Below are 16513 nucleotides of genomic sequence, written 5' to 3' on the forward strand. Positions count from 1 at the left end.
CTTTCAACTAAATATTGGTGCTTTCACACTGATTCTTCTGGAGTAACATACGAAAGGTTGATTGGAGTGGAAGGTGTGCGATCTCTTGCGGGATTAGCGGGACAGGTGAGACCCCACAGGCTCACCGCCCGCTCCGCGGAGTCGCGCACCTGGAATGGAAATCAACTCTCTCATTAAAAAGTAACAATACGGAAATGATCTAATAAAATTGAGGAGATGAGGAAATGGCGACTGTAAAAGAACAAAATTTCGAAGTCCTTGAAACAAAACGTGAACATTATGGAATGGTAATCAATGGTGAAAGAACAGATAGTTCATCAGGAGAAACATTCACTACATATAACCCGGCCACTGGCCAAGCCATCGCTACTGTCGCGAAAGCAACAACGGAAGATGCAGAACGTGCAGTCCAGGCAGCAAGGGATGCATTTGATAATGGGAAGTGGAAAAAGTTCCCTGTAAACAAACGACAAAGAATAATGATGAAAATTGCCGGCATAATGAGATCCCGTTTTAATGAATTGGTTTCATTGGAGATTATGGACAGCGGTAAATCGTTATCCGCAGCACATGGCCAGGTTATGCAGGCAATCGAAGACTTTGAATTCTATGCCGGTGCAATTGTAGGCCACCGAGGCACAGTAAACAATGTACCAGGTCAGTTCCAGAATGTTGCAGAGAAAGAGCCGGTAGGTGTCTGTGCACAGATCATCCCTTGGAATTATCCAATGATGATGGCTGCTTGGAAGATTGCCCCTGCCATTGCTGTCGGATGTTCCGTTGTCGTAAAGCCGGCATCACTTACACCGCTGACAGCCCTTGTTCTTGGAGAAATCTGTGTTGAAGCAGGTGTTCCTCAAGGGGTTGTCAACGTCATCCCTGGATCAGGATCCACCATCGGGAACTATCTCGTAGAGCATGACCAAGTCGATAAAGTTGCATTTACAGGCTCGACGCCAATCGGAAAAAATATCATGGAAAGAGCTTCCCAGACGCTGAAGCGCGTAACATTGGAGCTTGGCGGAAAATCTCCTAATATCGTCTTTGAAGACGCGGATGTGGATGCAGCTGTGGATGGCTCACTGTTCGGAATTTTCTACAATACGGGTCAATCTTGTGAAGCTCGTTCAAGGTTGTACGTCCATGAGGAGATCTATGATGAGTTCATGGATAAGTTCGTTGAAAAAACAAAGCAGCTTTCGCTTGGAGATCCATTTGATAAAGGAACACACATCGGTGCCATCATTGATGATAGCCAGGTGAAAACAATTGATGGGTATGTTCAGTCTGCCAAAGAAGAAGGAGCGACAATCCTTACCGGCGGGAAACCGGCATCTGTTGAAGGCTTCGAAAATGGGCACTGGTATGAGCCGACCATCATTACTGACGTTAATCATGAGATGAAAGCCGTACGTGAAGAAATCTTCGGTCCAGTCGTTGTTGTCATGAAGTTCGGCAATGAGAAGGAAGCGATCAAACTGGCCAATGATACTGTTTATGGTCTTGGTTCTGCACTTTGGACGACTGATTATGCCAAGGCGACAAGAGTTTCTAAAGCGATCCAAGCCGGTATCGTCATGGTCAACTGCCCGTTCTCTGCATTCCCTGGTACTCCATTCGGAGGCTACAAACAGTCCGGATTCGGCAGAGAGCTTTGTATCGAAACACTTGACCTTTATACAGAAACAAAGAGTATCATATCCTATTTCGGAAGCCGTCCATTAAACCCATTCGGCTTGTAAAATAATCCAGCATTTCTCGGGACTGAGGGTCCATCCGGTTCATCCGGATAGGCACCAGTCCCTTGATGCTTATATTAATGAAGAAACTCGATTTTAGAGGAGGCGGAATGATGAAAAAACTGGCTGTAGTCGGTTCCGGCGTAATGGGAAGAGGGATTGCATATGTCAGTGCAGTCGGCGGATTTCAGACAACGCTTGTTGATGTTGAACAAAGGCAGCTTGACAGTGCTCAAGGGGAGATCCTATCTATTTTTGAAAAAGGAGTGGGCCGCGGGAAAATCTCTAAGGAAGACAGCGTTTCTGCACAAGAAAGATTAACGTATTCAACGGACATGGCCCAAGCTGTTAAAGAAGTAGACCTGGTGATTGAAGCTGTCCCTGAAAAGACGGAAATCAAAAAGTCGGTGTTCGAAAGAATTGATGAGTATGCAAGCGATTCCTGTTATTTTGCCACAAACACTTCAACCATGAGTCCAACGGAGATCGCTTCATTCACAAAGCGCCCCGAAAAAGTCATTGCGATGCACTTTTTTAATCCTGTACATAAAATGCCGTTGGTAGAAATTATCCGCGGTTTGGAAACCAGTGATGAAACAGCCCGTTTTGTGGAAACAGCAGCTAAGCAAATGGGAAAGGAGACCGTTGTAATCAATGAGTTTCCTGGATTCGTCACGAGCCGGATATCGGCCCTTGTCGGTAATGAAGCCTTCTATATGCTGCAGGAAGGACTCGGCACACCTGAAGAAATTGATAAGGCGATCAAATTGGGGTTGAATTACCCGATGGGTCCGTTTGAGTTAGGAGATCTTGTAGGACTTGATGCAAGGCTCAATAACCTGAAATATCTTCATGAAAAGCTTGGGGAGAAATATCGTCCTGCTCCATTGCTTGAGAAATATGTCAAAGCAGGAAGGCTCGGAAGAAAATCAGGGCGCGGAGTCTATGACTACACAAAGTAATAAAGGAGGATCCGCAATGAAAGAAGTAGTGATTGTCGATGCAGTCCGCACACCCATCGGAAAATATAAAGGTGCACTGAAGAATATCCGTCCTGATGATCTTGGTGCAGTTGTCATTAAGGCATTGATGGACAGAAACCCTGGGCTGCCGGCGGAGCAAGTTGAAGAAGTGGTCCTTGGAAATGCCAACGGTGCAGGAGAAGATAACCGTAATGTGGCAAGAATGTCGGCTTTACTGGCAGGTATGCCGGTTGAAACAGGTGCAACCACTATCAATCGTCTATGCGGGTCCGGCCTCGATGCGGTTAACTATGCAGCTAGGGCCATCCTCGCAGGTGAGGGGGATATCTTCATTGCAGGCGGAACCGAGAGCATGACCAGGGCACCATTTGTCATGGCCAAACCCGAAAAGGAATTTCCGCGGGGAAATATGGAAATGTTTGATACAACGATCGGCTGGAGATTCGTCAATTCCAAATTTGCCCAAAGATATGGAACGGACAGCATGCCGGAAACAGCGGAAAATGTTGCTAGGCAATTTAACGTATCAAGGCAGGAACAGGATGAGTTTGCCCTTCACAGCCAACTGAAGGCGAAGGAAGCAATGGAATCCGGAGTCTTTAATGAAGAGATTGTTCCTGTCGTATACAAGGAACGGAAGGGAAATGAAATTACGGTTGACCGGGATGAGCATCCCCGCGCAGATTCCAGCATGGAAAAGCTCTCTAAATTGAGACCGTTATTTGAAAATGGAACTGTGACAGCCGGGAATGCCTCAGGTGTCAATGACGGAGCTTCAGCGCTGCTTTTAATGAGTGCTGAAAAGGCCGGCGAACTAGGGATGAAGCCAATGGCAAAGTATGTCGTATCGGCCACTGCCGGCCTGGAACCATCCGTTATGGGGCTTGGTCCTATATACGCTGCCAGAAAGGCCATGAGCAGGGCGGGGATGAATAAAGAGGATCTCGGTTTGATAGAATTGAATGAAGCGTTTGCCTCTCAGTCCCTTGCTTGCATAAGAGAGCTTGGGCTTGATTCAGCGCGGGTCAATGTCAATGGAGGTGCCATTGCTTTCGGGCATCCGCTTGGAGCAAGCGGTGCAAGAATAATGACCACCCTTTTATATGAAATGAAACGCAGGAAAGTGAGGCATGGACTGGCAACCATGTGTATTGGAGTTGGCCAGGGAATCGCCACAATAGTGGAACGGATCGAATAGTTTCGTCCATAGTATTCCATGGAGGCAGCATGTCTTTATGGAATTTTTTCAATATAATACTCACCCTGCCTGGCAGCATGATATGAGTTTTCATAAAAGTGATAAAAGTCACGCTTTTAAGTTTAAAAGTGACGTTCTATTATGATAGAATAATGGTCAACGTAAATTTGACGTCACAAAATAATTATTTTAACAGAATGTCTTGTTAGGAGTAAGAAAGAGGCGAACAGGTTGAATACAAGATCGATGATTTTCACTTTATATGGAGATTATATCCGCCACTATGGCAATAAGATTTGGATAGGAAGCCTCATCAAGCTTTTGAGGGAATTCGGCCATAACGACCAGGCTGTCAGGGCGGCGATTTCCAGAATGAACAAGCAGGGATGGGTACAGTCCGAAAAGCAGGGAAACAAGAGTTATTATTCATTGACTGGTAGAGGCCTGAAACGGATGGAAGAAGCTGCACATCGTATCTTCAAACTGCAGACCGAAACGTGGGATGGCCAATGGAGAATCCTCATGTATACGATTCCGGAAGAAATCCGCCATGTCAGGGATGAACTCCGGAAGGAACTGGTTTGGAGTGGTTTTGGCACGCTTTCCAACAGCTGCTGGATTTCACCGAACAAACTGGAGAAGCAGGTTTATGATCTGATAGATAAATATGACATCAAGCAATATGTCGACTTTTTCATCGCCAAGTATGATGGCCCCAACGAAGATCAGCGAATCATCAGCAAGAGCTGGGATCTGCAGGAGATCAATGAACGCTATTCGGACTTCATTTCCGAGTACAGCCAGAAATTCATCATTGATAAAAGTAAAATTGAAAAAGGGGAAATGACGGAGGCCGAATGCTTTGTGGAAAGAACCAAACTGGTGCATGAATACCGGAAGTTCCTCTTTGTGGATCCCGGTCTCCCGGAAGAACTGCTGCCGGAAAAATGGCTCGGAGGACATGCAGCCTCCCTTTTCGGAGAGTATTACAAAATTCTCGCGAAGCCTGCCTCCCACTTTTTTGAAGAAGTCTATCAAGAAGGAAATGAACTGACAAATAAAGATCAATCTTATAACATGTTTGATCACCCATTGATATTAGATTAAGCTGCCGTATAGATTGTTAATTTTGAAAGTATCCATCGTACTGGGGGGCCCGCACGAGCCTTTCTTGCTTATCCGCATTTTTCAGGTGGATTACAGTTTTAGATATGTATTAATAGCAGCAAACTTTACTAAAAAGCCTTAGATTGAAAGGTGGCAAAGTACAATGAGCAGCCTAACCGCCATCCTCGGCATTAAGTATCCCATCTTGCAAGGAGGGATGGGGAATATAAGCAATGCGCTGCTTTCCTCAGCTGTCTCGGAAGCGGGCGGCCTTGGCACTATCGGAGCTGGGACAATGTCTGCTGAAGAGGTTGAAGGAATTATTTTGGAAACGAAAGCGCTGACCAAAAAACCGATTGCCCTTAATATTCCCATTTCGGTAACAGCTCATTTAAAAGAAATGGCGGGACTTGTATTAAAGCATGAATTGGAAGCTGTTTCTCTATCTGCAGGCAATCCGGCTGGGCTGGTTCCTCTGTTTAAAGAAAAAGGAATCAAAGTCATTTGTGTTGTCGCTTCAGCAAAGCAGGCTGTAAAAGCAGAAAAAGCAGGAGCGGATATCATCGTTGCGGAAGGGTATGAAGCGGCTGGGATTAATTCCAGCCTTGAGATGACGACTCTGACTTTAATACCGCAAGTTCTTCAGGCCGTTACTGTTCCAGTTGTTGCCGCAGGAGGAATTGGCAGCGGAGGAGGCCTCGCGGCAATGCTTGCCCTTGGTGCTTCTGGTGTGCAGATGGGCACCAGGCTGATTGCGACGAAAGAAGCTCCTTTTCACGTTAACTATAAGAACACTTTATTGGAAGCGGATGATAAAGGGACTGTAATAGTCGGCAGATCTGTGGGACGAGTCCGCAGAATCATGAAAACGGCTTATGCAGAGAAACTCTTAACACATGAACGGGAAGGGATGGCTCCTGAAGATTTTGCGAAGATCACTTCGGAGGACCATCACAAAATTGGCGCACTTGAGGGTAAACTTGAGGAAGGCTTCATCAACGGAGGCCAGGTAAGCAGCCTGATTGCAGATGTACCTTCTGTTAAAGAGTTATTTGAGAGAATGTTGGCAGAAGCAAAGGACTGTTTGGCTGCGGCAGCAAAAATAACAGATTAGAAGGCGGGCCGTTGAGCTCGTCTTTTTTAATTATATCAAGAAAAAAGACGTAGAATTAACTAAGGAAACATTATATAATAATACTGATTTTTAAATTTTCCGAATATTGTTGACTTTCCCACAGCTTCGGTGATACTATAACGTTGTAATTACGCGGAGGTTATTTTTCATCACACTAAAGCGCTGAAGCAAGGAAGTCGGGCCATTCAAGTGAGCGAACCTTATGATCAACAATTCGTCTTTTGCAAAATTTTTTTGATATAGAGGGGTACATGCTCCTGTATATAAATATTAGTGGATAGAACAAAGGGGGATTTCAGTTGAGAAAGAGTTTGCTGTTATTAAGTTCTGTTTTAGCAGGGTCATTGATGCTTGCCGGGTGTTCAAGTGAAAAGGATGCAGCATCGGGGGATAAAACGTACACCATCGGAGTAACCCAGATTGTTGAACACCCATCATTGGATGCAGCTTATGAAGGTTTCAAAAAGGCACTTGCTGAAAACGGATACAAAGAAGGGGACAATGTGGAGTTTGATGTTCAGAATGCACAAAATGATCAAAGTAACTCCCAGAGTATCGCCAAAAAGCTGGTAGGTGACAAAGTGGACTTGATCTTTGCGAACTCGACTCCGAGTGCATTGCATGTTCTGAATGAAACAAAGGAAATCCCTATCGTGTTCACTTCCGTAACTGATCCTGTAGGAGCCGGATTGGTGGAAGCATTTGATAAGCCAGGCGAAAACATAACTGGTACTACAGATACGAACCCTGATGCCATTCCTCAGACAGTCGGCTTCATGGTTGATGAAGCAGGAGCTAAGACCATCGGGGTCATTTACAATTCCGGTGAGCAGAACTCAGAAGTGCAGGTGAAGCAAGTAAATGAAATTGCGAAAGAAAAAGGGGCTGAAGTGGTAGAGGTGTCCATCTCTTCTTCTGCTGAAGTCAAACAGGCAGCCGAGTCACTTGTCGGGCGTGTGGATGCCATCTATATCCCTAAGGACAACACTGTAGTATCGGCTCTTGAATCTGTTATATCTGTAGCTAACGACAAAGATATTCCACTTTTCGTGGGTGAATTGGATTCCCTTAAGCGCGGCGGGGTCGCAGCAAGCGGATTCAACTATGAGGACCTTGGGTACCAAACAGGCTTGATGGCTGTAAAGATTCTGGATGGGGAAAAGAAGCCATCGGAAATCGATATTGAAACTCCTGAAAACGCTGTCTTGACTTTCAACAAGGCTGCAGCAGAGGAGCAAGGGTTGGAGATAAAGGATGAGTGGGCTGATCTGGTAGATTTTCTAGAATAGGCTGTCTTTTATAAATTGTTATTTTTGAAAAACACAAAAGCCGGATTTTTCCCGGGATAAAAAGACTCTCTTTGAAAAGGGGGAGTAGCTCTTTTCTTGCTCCCTTACCAAGACCTTTCCAGGTAATCAGGGTGATGTCTTTAAACATTCTTTTTAGACACAAAGCTTAAGAAAAGGGCCTTAGAATAGGGAAGGGTGATACAACATGTTTACCGCAATTTTTGGTTCCGTTGAATCGGGAATCATTTACGCCATCATGGCACTTGGAGTATATCTTTCTTTCCGGATACTGGACTTTCCAGACTTGACTGTGGATGGAAGCTTTGTAACGGGGGCGGCAGTTGCTGCCACCCTTGTTGTCAGCGGAGTGAACCCATTTACAGCAACCCTCGTATCTGTGTTTGCCGGGTTTGCCGCAGGCTGTATTACAGGAATTCTTCATACCTTTGGAAAAATCAATGCGCTTTTATCCGGGATATTGATGATGATTGCCCTTTACTCGATTAACCTGAGGATCATGGGGAAATCGAACGTGCCGCTCTTGAACCAGGAAACTGCTTTCACACATGTAGAAGGTTTCTGGGCGAAGCTTGGGGTTGATTCTGCAATTGAAAATATGTTCACTGCTATTGGTTTAGGCGGTTTCATCCCGAGTACATGGGGAATCCTTTTCTTCATGGTTATCGTAACATTCCTGATTAAGTTCCTGACAGACCGATTCCTGAAAACGGAGATAGGATTAGCACTTAGAGCAACTGGCGATAACCAGAGGATGATCAGGAGCCTTTCTGCCAATACCAACACACTGATTATATTGGGATTGGGAATTTCGAATGCGATGGTTGCACTTTCTGGAGCGTTGATTGCTCAGTATAGTGGATTTGCAGATGTCGGCATGGGCATTGGAATGATCATCATCGGTTTGGCATCGGTTATTATCGGAGAAGCTTTGTTTGGCACAAAGACAATTGTCCGGACGACACTTGCTGTCATCGGCGGTGCCATTATCTACCGTATTGTTGTCAGTATGGCCCTTAGGGTGGAATTCCTCGAAACAGGTGACATGAAATTGATTACAGCTACCATCGTCATCCTTGCGTTAGTTATGCCAAAGGTCATGGACCGGTATAAAGAGAAGAAACGTAAGGCTGCCAAACAAGCCCAGCGACTCCAGGAGCTTGCGCTTACTCCAAAGGGGAAGGATGATAGCAGTGTTACAATTAAATAGAATTCATAAGATCTTCAATGAAGGCACACCCGATGAAAAAGTGGCCCTAGGCGATGTAAGCCTGATAATGAATCCCGGTGATTTTGTAACGGTTATCGGAAGTAACGGGGCGGGAAAGTCGACTTTGATGAACATGATTTCCGGAGTGCTCACACCTGATACAGGAGAAGTCATCATTGATGACAATGATGTCACCAGGGTATCGGAATTCAAACGTTCCAGGCTGATCGGCAGGGTGTTTCAGGATCCGATGGCAGGTACTGCCCCGACTATGACCATTGAGGAAAACCTGGCTATGGCTTATGCACGAAACAAGAAAAGGACACTGAAAAGCGGTGTGACCAAAAAACGCAGAGAGTACTTTAAACAAGTACTGGAATCGCTGCACCTCAACTTGGAAGACCGCCTGAATGCGAAAGTGGGGCTGCTGTCCGGCGGAGAACGACAGGCACTTTCCCTCCTGATGGCTACATTCACAGAACCGTCGATCCTCCTGCTGGATGAACATACAGCTGCATTGGATCCATCACGGGCAGAACTGATTACCAACCTGACTAAGGAAATCGTTGATAAATATAATTTGACGACACTGATGGTCACCCATAACATGCAGCAGGCGATTGATCTTGGCAACAAGCTGATCATGATGGATAAGGGCGAGATCATTCTGGAAGTGAACGAAGAACAGAAAAAAGATTTGACCGTCGAGGGCTTGTTAAAAGAGTTTCAACGTATCAGAGGAACCCAGATGGCAAGCGACAAAGCGATACTTGCTTGAATGGAAAAAGGATGGAGACCCCATCCTTTTTTATTATGGTGATTTTTAATTTTTAGAGCTGGTGAGGGTCTTGGCTATATTGTTCATTGGGGCCAATGGGTACTGCGAAGTACTTCGAAGGCAGCCAATATGGGAATCGGCCGCGTCATAGAGTGCCAATAGAAATCAATAATGCAAACTCAACAGTCTATTCCTTAGTATTATCTCATAAACTGCCACTGATATATTCAAAACCTGCAATCTAGTGTTCCCGAGTTTGTTAATTTAAGCAACACTACCATCAACCTACTAGTGTATGTTTCAGAAAAAAGATTATTAATGTTTTAAATTTTTACAATTTATTGACTATTCATAATACAAAATGTTATTATATCGTTGAATTAACGTTATATGTTTTTTGTTTTTTAAAGGCTGTTTTCGCATTAATTGTTGCTTTCGGAAAAATGCCAAGAGCCGGATTTTTCACCTGTATTCCATGGATTTCCCCTCTGAACAGGGAGAGCAGCTCTTTTATTTCCTGTTTTGCAGAGGTTATAAGGTGAATGACCAAAATAGTATTTGATATTCCTATTGATAGCAACAAAGTTTACGAAAAGAGCCTTTTTAAAAGGTTTTGAAAAGGAGGGGGCAATTTGAAGTCTGGCATGATGGTGGGGCAGACAGCATCTGTGACTGCCACTGTTACACCTGATATGTTTGCCCAATTCGAAGGGCAAGTTGTCCACCCGGTCTACTCGACAGTTTCAATGGTCTATCATATGGAATGGGCTTCAAGGAAGATCATCCTGCCCTTTTTGGAAGAAGGAGAAGAGGGGATGGGAGGAGCCGTGTCGATGAAGCACATCGCTCCCAGTGGTGAAGGCACGATTGTTACCATAACCGCAACGCTAACCGAACTGCGGTCAAATGTTGTAATGACAAAAGTCGAGGCAAGAAATGAAAACAGACTGATTGGAATAGGTGAAGTTAAGCAAGTGATCCTACCAAAAGAGAAAATCAATAGGATGGGAAAAAAGGGAGAAGAATGAACCCTGTCAAAATTTATCAGAATTTGTAAGCGGTTTCAACTAAGTATGAGGAGATGATTTCATGGATATGTTTGAAAAAATTCGTGAGCATGAACAAGTGGTTTTCTGCAATGATGAGGAAACCGGTTTAAAGGCAATCATAGCCATACATAATACAACGCTTGGCCCTGCATTAGGAGGCTGCAGGATGCGGCCGTATAAGTCTGTAGATGAAGCATTGGAAGATGTCTTGAGGCTGTCAAAGGGGATGACTTATAAGTGTGCTGCAGCCGATGTTGATTTTGGCGGAGGGAAAGCGGTCATCATCGGTGATCCGCAAAAAGATAAGAATCCTGAGCTGTTCCGCGCTTTCGGTCAATTCGTAGAATCATTGAATGGGAGATTCTATACAGGAACGGACATGGGAACCACACCGGAGGATTTTATCTATGCATTGAAAGAGACAAACTGCATAGTTGGTGTAGATGAGGAATATGGCGGAAGCGGGGATTCATCCGTTCCAACGGCAATGGGTGTCATTTACGGGCTGCAGATCACCAATAAAACAGTATGGGGAGAAGAAAATCTGGGAGCAAGGAGCTATGCCATCCAGGGGCTTGGAAAAGTTGGCGTGAAAGTGGCTGAACGCCTGATGGATGAGGGAGCGGAATTGTATATTACAGATATTAATCAACATGCGATAGACGACCTTGTTTCAAGGGCAAACGAGAAAGGCGTGGCCATCAAAGTGGTGTCCGGCGAAGAAATTTATTCGGTCGAAGCAGATGTCTTTGTTCCTTGTGCCATCGGAGGCATCATCAATGACGACACAGTCGAGCAGCTTAAAGTCAAGGCAGTCGTAGGGTCAGCAAACAACCAGCTGCTGGACACAAGACATGGAAAAAGGCTGCATGAACGAGGAATCCTATATGCGCCTGATTACATTGTCAACGCAGGCGGCCTTATCCAGGTGGCAGATGAATTGTATGAGCCCAATAAGGAACGGGTCCTGCAAAAGACACGGACGATTTATAATTCCTTGCAAAGGATCTATGCTCAGGCAGAAAAAGAAGGAATTACATCAGAAGAGGCTGCGAATCGTTACTGTGAAAACCTTATTCAAACACGGTCCCGACGGAACAGCTTTTTCTCCCATATGAAACGGCCGAAGTGGTCAGTTCGGACATAACCATCATTCCAGTTTAGAGATAGAGGTGAAGAAATGGAAGAACAGTTTCCGATTTACAGGATAATAGATAATGACGGCAATCTTCTTGGCAAACAAGACACTGGCATCACCGAATCGCTGGCAAAGGAATTTTATCGTCACATGATCAGGATCAGGACATTTGATAAAAAGTCGATCAGTTTACAGAGGCAGGGAAGAATCGGAACTTATGCCCCGTTCGAAGGTCAGGAAGCTTCACAAGTCGGCAGCTCCGTTGCCCTGCAGACTGATGACTGGATGTTCCCATCTTACAGGGACCATGGTGCAGCGATGACGTTCGGCCATTCACTTAAGAACATCCTGTTGTTTTGGAAAGGCAGAAACGAAGGCTGCGTTCCGCCTGAAGGCAAAAAGATTTTTCCGCCGGGCATCCCGATTGCTACACAGCTCCCGCATGCAGCAGGGGCCGCATACGCAGAAATGCGAAAAGGGACCCTGAATGCTGCCATTGTTTACTTTGGTGATGGAGCAACATCGGAAGGGGACTTTCATGAAGGCTTGAATGTCGCAAGTGTCCTTAATGCCCCTGTTGTCTTTTTTAATCAAAATAATGGTTTTGCTATCTCTGTACCCGTCAAAAAACAGATGAAAACCAAAACGATTGCGCAAAAGGCACTTGCTTATGACATACCGGGAGTCCGCATAGACGGAAATGACATATTCGCTGTTTACTTTGAAACCCTGAAAGCGTTGGAAAGGGCCAGGAATGGAGAGGGCCCAACATTGATTGAAGCAGTGACGTGGAGATACGGTGCCCATACGACAGCTGACGATCCGACAAAATACAGAAATCAGTCTGAAAGTGATGAACGCAGAAAGCTTGGCGACCCGATTGCCCGCCTTCAGCGATTCATGGAGAAGCAAGGCTGGTGGGATCAGGAGTGGGCGGATTCTGTGAAAAAAGAATATACAGCAGAAGTGGACCAGGCAGTAGAGGATTTAGAGGTCTATCCTGAAGCAGATCCCGAAGTGATTTTTGATTATGTATTTGAAAAGCCGACCTGGACAATTTCTGAACAGAAAAACCTGCTGCTTCAGCAGTTAAGGGGTGAAGAATGATGAAAACGGCTGTGAAAACGAATAAGCTGACAATGGTTGGTGCCATCACGGATGCCATGAGAGTCATGCTTAAAGAAAAAGAGAATGTCCTGCTTCTGGGAGAAGACATTGGTACCAACGGAGGGGTTTTCCGGGCTACGGATGGTTTGCAGGAGGAGTTTGGAGAGGACAGGGTAATGGATACACCCTTAAGTGAAGCAGGTTTTATCGGTGCCGCCATCGGCATGGCAGCGAATGGCTTCATACCGATAGCAGAAATTCAGTTCCTCGGCTTCATCTACCCTGCCTACGAGCAGCTGATGACCCATGCATCCCGCTTGCGGGCAAGGACCATGGGACACTTTACATGTCCGCTTGTCGTCCGTGCCCCATACGGAGCGGGAGTCCGCGCTCCGGAAATCCATTCCGACAGTACCGAAGCCATATTCACCCATATGCCGGGACTTAAGGTGGTCTGCCCTTCCAATGCGTACGATGCAAAAGGATTGCTGATTGCAGCGATTGAAGATCCGGATCCCGTCCTTTTCCTCGAGCCTATGCGGATTTACCGGGCAGCAAAACAGGATGTACCGGAAGAAAAATATTCCATTGAACTTGGCAAGGGAAAGATTGTCAAGGAGGGAGAAGATGTCACGATCATTGCTTGGGGGGCAATGATCCCAGTGGCATCGCAGGCGGCAAAAGCAGCGGAAGAAAAGGGAATCAGCTGCGAAGTGATCGACCTTCGGACACTTTATCCGATTGATAAAGATATCATTGCGGAATCGGTACAAAAAACAGGAAGAACCGTGATTGTCCATGAGGCCCATGCGACGGGAGGGGTCGGAAATGATGTCCTGGCCATCATCAACGATACATCCTTCCTGTATCAGAAAGCACCAGTTGAGAGGGTAACCGGATTTGATACGCCTGTACCATATTTTGGTTTTGAAGATTACTATCTGCCTACTGCAGAAAGAGTTTTGAAGGCAGTTGAAAAGGCAGCGGACTTTTAGGAGGTGAAGAGGTTGGAAGTTAAACTGCATGATATCGGTGAAGGAATGACAGAAGCGCATGTCAGCCATTTCTTCGTTAAAGCCGGTGACTCCGTAAAAGCGGACCAGCCATTAGTCGAAGTACAGACGGACAAAATGACAGCTGAAATCCCTTCTCCTTCTGAAGGGACAGTCAAGGAGATTCTGGTGTCAGAAGGGACCACGATTGAAGTGGGAACCGTTGTGCTGCTTATGGAGGCTGCAGGAAAGAAATCTGCAGAAAGGGTAGAAAAGGCAGAACCAGTTTCAGCCGCGCTCTCCAAGTCAACTGCACCTGATGTTACACGGAATCGAAAAAGAATCCTTGCCTCTCCGTATACAAGAAAAATCGCCAGGGAGAACGGCATCGATATTACAGAGGTAGAAGGAACAGGTGCAGCAGGCAGGATAACAGATGAAGATGTTACAAGATTCATAGCCGGCGGAAATACAATCCATCCTCAAACAGCTGAGAAAGTAACAAAAGTATCTGCACCAGAAGAGCAAGCGGAGACTGCAGCCATTCAAGAAAGCATCCCTTTCAGGGGCAGACGCAGACAAATCGGGATGAAGATGAAATCTTCGCTTATGACGATTCCTCACTGCACTCATTTTGAGGAGATCGATGTTACGAACTTGGTGGAATTGAGGTCTCAACTGAAACGAGTGGATACGAATATTTCCGCATCTGCTTTCTTTGTGAAAGCCCTTTCCATTGCCCTGAAAGAGTTTCCGGTTTTCAACAGCAGGGTGGATGAAGAAAAGGAACAAATCACGTTTATTAAGGAACACCACATAGGGATCGCAACCGATACCGAAGAAGGGCTGATAGTCCCTGTTGTAAAAAATGTTGAGAAAAAATCCTTAAAGGCTATCCATTCTGAAATGAAGGAGTACACCTTAAAAGCGAGAGAAAACAAGCTTTCCTCAAGGGAGGTGACAGGCGGCACTTTCACAATTTCCAATGTAGGACCGATGGGCGGTTCGATCGGGGCAACACCGATCATCAATTACCCGGAAGCGGCACTGGTTTCCTTCCACAAAACCAAGAAAAGACCGATGGTTAATGAACATGATGAAATTGTCATCCGGTCGATGATGAATATTTCCATGTCATTCGATCATCGTGCGGCTGACGGAGCAACAGCAGTTGCCTTTACCAACCGGTTTGCCGAGCTGGTCGAAAATCCAAATCTGATGATCGTGGAGTTGATGTAAATGGTAGTGGGTGAATTGGCAGAAGAAGCTGAGCTGGTCATCATCGGAGGCGGCCCTGGAGGTTATCACGCTGCCATAAGAGCAGCTCAGCTTGGGTTGTCTGTCCTGCTGATCGAAAAAGAAGAACTTGGCGGTGTCTGCCTAAATAAGGGGTGCATTCCGTCAAAGGTCTTTACACAGCTGGCAAAGAAGCACAAAGAACTGGATCACTATCGGAAAATGGGCCTGGATACAGACTCTGTTTCTGTGAATCTACCAAGACTCCAGGATTACAAAACAGGGTTGATTGCGCAATTGAAAAAAGGAGTAGATTCGCTATGCAAGGCCAATAAAGTCGAAGTAGTAAAAGGGACAGCTTCATTTCTGGCCGAAAATAAAATCGGTGTGGAAAACGGACATCAATTTACGGTATATTCTTTCCAATCTGCCATCATTGCAACCGGAGCGCAAAGAGAGGCTCCGCCATTCCTTTCCGGGTACAGCGGCAGGATGTTGAATGAGTTTTCCATCTATGAACTGAGTGAACTGCCCCAGGAGTTAATTATCTATGGAAGCAGTTACATTGAACTTGAAGCTGCCTCCAGCTTTGCTGCACTAGGGACCAAAGTGACGCTTGTCATGAAGGGGGAGCTTCCGTTCGATGAATCGATCAACAAAGAGCTGGCCAGGGTGTTGAAAAAAATGAAGGTCAAGCTGATGGCCGGCTTCCAACCTGAAGGAGTAACCGAATCAAGCGCGGGAGTATCAGTTACCTTTGTAAAGGAAGACGGAGATTCTGTCACACTCGAAACTCCTTATTTTTTCATCACAACCCGCCCAACGGCCAATATCGCCGAATTAGGAATAGACCGTTTAAAGATGAGCCTTACGGAAGATGGATTCATTGAAATTGATGAATCCTGCAGGACGTCCCTTCAGGGCATTTATGCCATCGGTGACGTGACAAGCGGTCTGCCTCTTGCTGTCAAAGCGATCAGGCAAGGAAAGGTGGCCGCAGAGAATGCTGCGGGTGTTTCGGCTGAATATGACGATTCGCTCCTGCCTGTCATCGCCCAAACGATTCCGCCGATTGCTTCGATTGGAATGACGGAAAAGGAAGCATCCCGGGACCATGAAGTGTCCGTAAGCAGTTATCCAATGGGCGGCAACGGATTCGCCCAGCTTGCTGGCGAAAGAGAAGGGGTTATAAAAGTGGTCGCCGACAACGAAAGTGATTTGATTCTGGGAATCCACATCATGGGAAGCGGTGCCGTCGAAATGATCCCAGGAGCAGCAGTAGGAATGGAAATGGCAGGGAGGGATGAAGATTTCTCTTATCCATATTATCCACATCCGAATACAAGCGAGAGTCTCCAGGAAGCGATGGAATCATTAAAAGGCAAGGCGGTGCATCTTCCGCCGGTAAAGCAAAAGCAGCGAGAGGTTTCGAAAGGTTAAATGCTTTACCGCGGTGATGCGTTTCTGCTTTAACTCCCGCTCTTGAGAAAAGATTACTCAGAAACTATTATAATATTTAGAATAGTAAATAAAA

14 protein-coding genes are annotated in these 16513 nt (G+C 45.8%); all 14 read left to right on the forward strand.

Annotated elements, in window-relative coordinates; translation table 11 throughout:
• Window positions 1-224: 224 nt before the first annotated feature.
• The 14 genes from AC4E8A_RS04675 (at window position 225) to AC4E8A_RS04740 (ending at window position 16419) form a co-directional block, all read left to right on the forward strand.
• The gene (locus tag AC4E8A_RS04675; protein WP_490197133.1) at window positions 225-1742 is read left to right on the forward strand and encodes an aldehyde dehydrogenase family protein; all 1518 of its coding nucleotides are present in this window, start codon (window positions 225-227) and stop codon (window positions 1740-1742) included.
• A gap of 107 nt (window positions 1743-1849) precedes the next feature.
• Entirely contained in the window at window positions 1850-2701 is an 852-nt protein-coding gene (locus AC4E8A_RS04680) for a 3-hydroxyacyl-CoA dehydrogenase (protein WP_490197134.1), read from the forward strand.
• A gap of 16 nt (window positions 2702-2717) precedes the next feature.
• Complete coding sequence (locus AC4E8A_RS04685; RefSeq protein WP_490197135.1) at window positions 2718-3920, forward strand: acetyl-CoA C-acyltransferase; 1203 nt, start codon at window positions 2718-2720, stop codon at window positions 3918-3920.
• A 231-nt stretch (window positions 3921-4151) separates the two neighbouring features.
• The gene (paaX, locus tag AC4E8A_RS04690; protein ID WP_490197136.1) at window positions 4152-5027 is read left to right on the forward strand and encodes a phenylacetic acid degradation operon negative regulatory protein PaaX; all 876 of its coding nucleotides are present in this window, start codon (window positions 4152-4154) and stop codon (window positions 5025-5027) included.
• Between the two features lie 163 nt (window positions 5028-5190).
• A complete protein-coding gene (locus tag AC4E8A_RS04695) occupies window positions 5191-6141 on the forward strand; it encodes an NAD(P)H-dependent flavin oxidoreductase (RefSeq protein ID WP_490197137.1) in 951 nt (316 codons plus the stop codon).
• Window positions 6142-6461: 320 nt separating this feature from the next.
• Complete coding sequence (locus tag AC4E8A_RS04700) at window positions 6462-7451, forward strand: ABC transporter substrate-binding protein (RefSeq protein ID WP_490197138.1); 990 nt, start codon at window positions 6462-6464, stop codon at window positions 7449-7451.
• 205 nt (window positions 7452-7656) lie between these two features.
• Window positions 7657-8679 (forward strand): ABC transporter permease, encoded by a 1023-nt coding sequence (locus tag AC4E8A_RS04705; RefSeq protein WP_490197139.1) that lies wholly within the window; start codon window positions 7657-7659, stop codon window positions 8677-8679.
• The gene (locus AC4E8A_RS04710) at window positions 8663-9457 is read left to right on the forward strand and encodes an ABC transporter ATP-binding protein (protein WP_490197140.1); all 795 of its coding nucleotides are present in this window, start codon (window positions 8663-8665) and stop codon (window positions 9455-9457) included. Before AC4E8A_RS04705 ends, AC4E8A_RS04710 begins: the two co-directional genes overlap by 17 nt.
• 632 nt (window positions 9458-10089) lie before the next feature.
• Window positions 10090-10485: a thioesterase family protein gene (locus AC4E8A_RS04715; RefSeq protein ID WP_490197141.1), complete on the forward strand. Its 396-nt coding sequence runs from the start codon at window positions 10090-10092 to the stop codon at window positions 10483-10485.
• Between the two features lie 61 nt (window positions 10486-10546).
• The gene (locus AC4E8A_RS04720) at window positions 10547-11653 is read left to right on the forward strand and encodes a Leu/Phe/Val dehydrogenase (protein WP_490197142.1); all 1107 of its coding nucleotides are present in this window, start codon (window positions 10547-10549) and stop codon (window positions 11651-11653) included.
• Between the two features lie 33 nt (window positions 11654-11686).
• On the forward strand, window positions 11687-12751 hold the full coding sequence (gene pdhA / locus AC4E8A_RS04725) for a pyruvate dehydrogenase (acetyl-transferring) E1 component subunit alpha (protein ID WP_490197143.1): 1065 nt from the start codon (window positions 11687-11689) through the stop codon (window positions 12749-12751).
• A complete protein-coding gene (locus tag AC4E8A_RS04730; RefSeq protein ID WP_490198770.1) occupies window positions 12751-13746 on the forward strand; it encodes an alpha-ketoacid dehydrogenase subunit beta in 996 nt (331 codons plus the stop codon). Before pdhA ends, AC4E8A_RS04730 begins: the two co-directional genes overlap by 1 nt.
• A 12-nt stretch (window positions 13747-13758) precedes the next feature.
• A complete protein-coding gene (locus AC4E8A_RS04735; protein ID WP_490197144.1) occupies window positions 13759-14982 on the forward strand; it encodes a dihydrolipoamide acetyltransferase family protein in 1224 nt (407 codons plus the stop codon).
• Window positions 14983-16419, forward strand: coding sequence for a dihydrolipoyl dehydrogenase family protein (locus AC4E8A_RS04740; protein ID WP_490197145.1), 1437 nt, complete (start codon window positions 14983-14985; stop codon window positions 16417-16419).
• The last annotated feature ends 94 nt before the right edge of the window (window positions 16420-16513 follow it).

The sequence above is a fragment of the Bacillus sp. SRL337 genome, assembly GCF_984799155.1.

What these genes read in the sequence shown, in the direction of transcription:
- AC4E8A_RS04695 (WP_490197137.1), top strand. Translation starts at nt 5,191, where the DNA reads ATGAGCAGCCTAACCGCCATCCTCGGCATTAAGTATCCCATCTTGCAA.
- AC4E8A_RS04685 (WP_490197135.1), top strand. Translation starts at nt 2,718, where the DNA reads ATGAAAGAAGTAGTGATTGTCGATGCAGTCCGCACACCCATCGGAAAA.
- pdhA (WP_490197143.1), top strand. Translation starts at nt 11,687, where the DNA reads ATGGAAGAACAGTTTCCGATTTACAGGATAATAGATAATGACGGCAAT.
- AC4E8A_RS04720 (WP_490197142.1), top strand. Translation starts at nt 10,547, where the DNA reads ATGGATATGTTTGAAAAAATTCGTGAGCATGAACAAGTGGTTTTCTGC.
- AC4E8A_RS04740 (WP_490197145.1), top strand. Translation starts at nt 14,983, where the DNA reads ATGGTAGTGGGTGAATTGGCAGAAGAAGCTGAGCTGGTCATCATCGGA.
- AC4E8A_RS04730 (WP_490198770.1), top strand. Translation starts at nt 12,751, where the DNA reads ATGAAAACGGCTGTGAAAACGAATAAGCTGACAATGGTTGGTGCCATC.
- AC4E8A_RS04680 (WP_490197134.1), top strand. Translation starts at nt 1,850, where the DNA reads ATGATGAAAAAACTGGCTGTAGTCGGTTCCGGCGTAATGGGAAGAGGG.
- AC4E8A_RS04675 (WP_490197133.1), top strand. Translation starts at nt 225, where the DNA reads ATGGCGACTGTAAAAGAACAAAATTTCGAAGTCCTTGAAACAAAACGT.
- AC4E8A_RS04705 (WP_490197139.1), top strand. Translation starts at nt 7,657, where the DNA reads ATGTTTACCGCAATTTTTGGTTCCGTTGAATCGGGAATCATTTACGCC.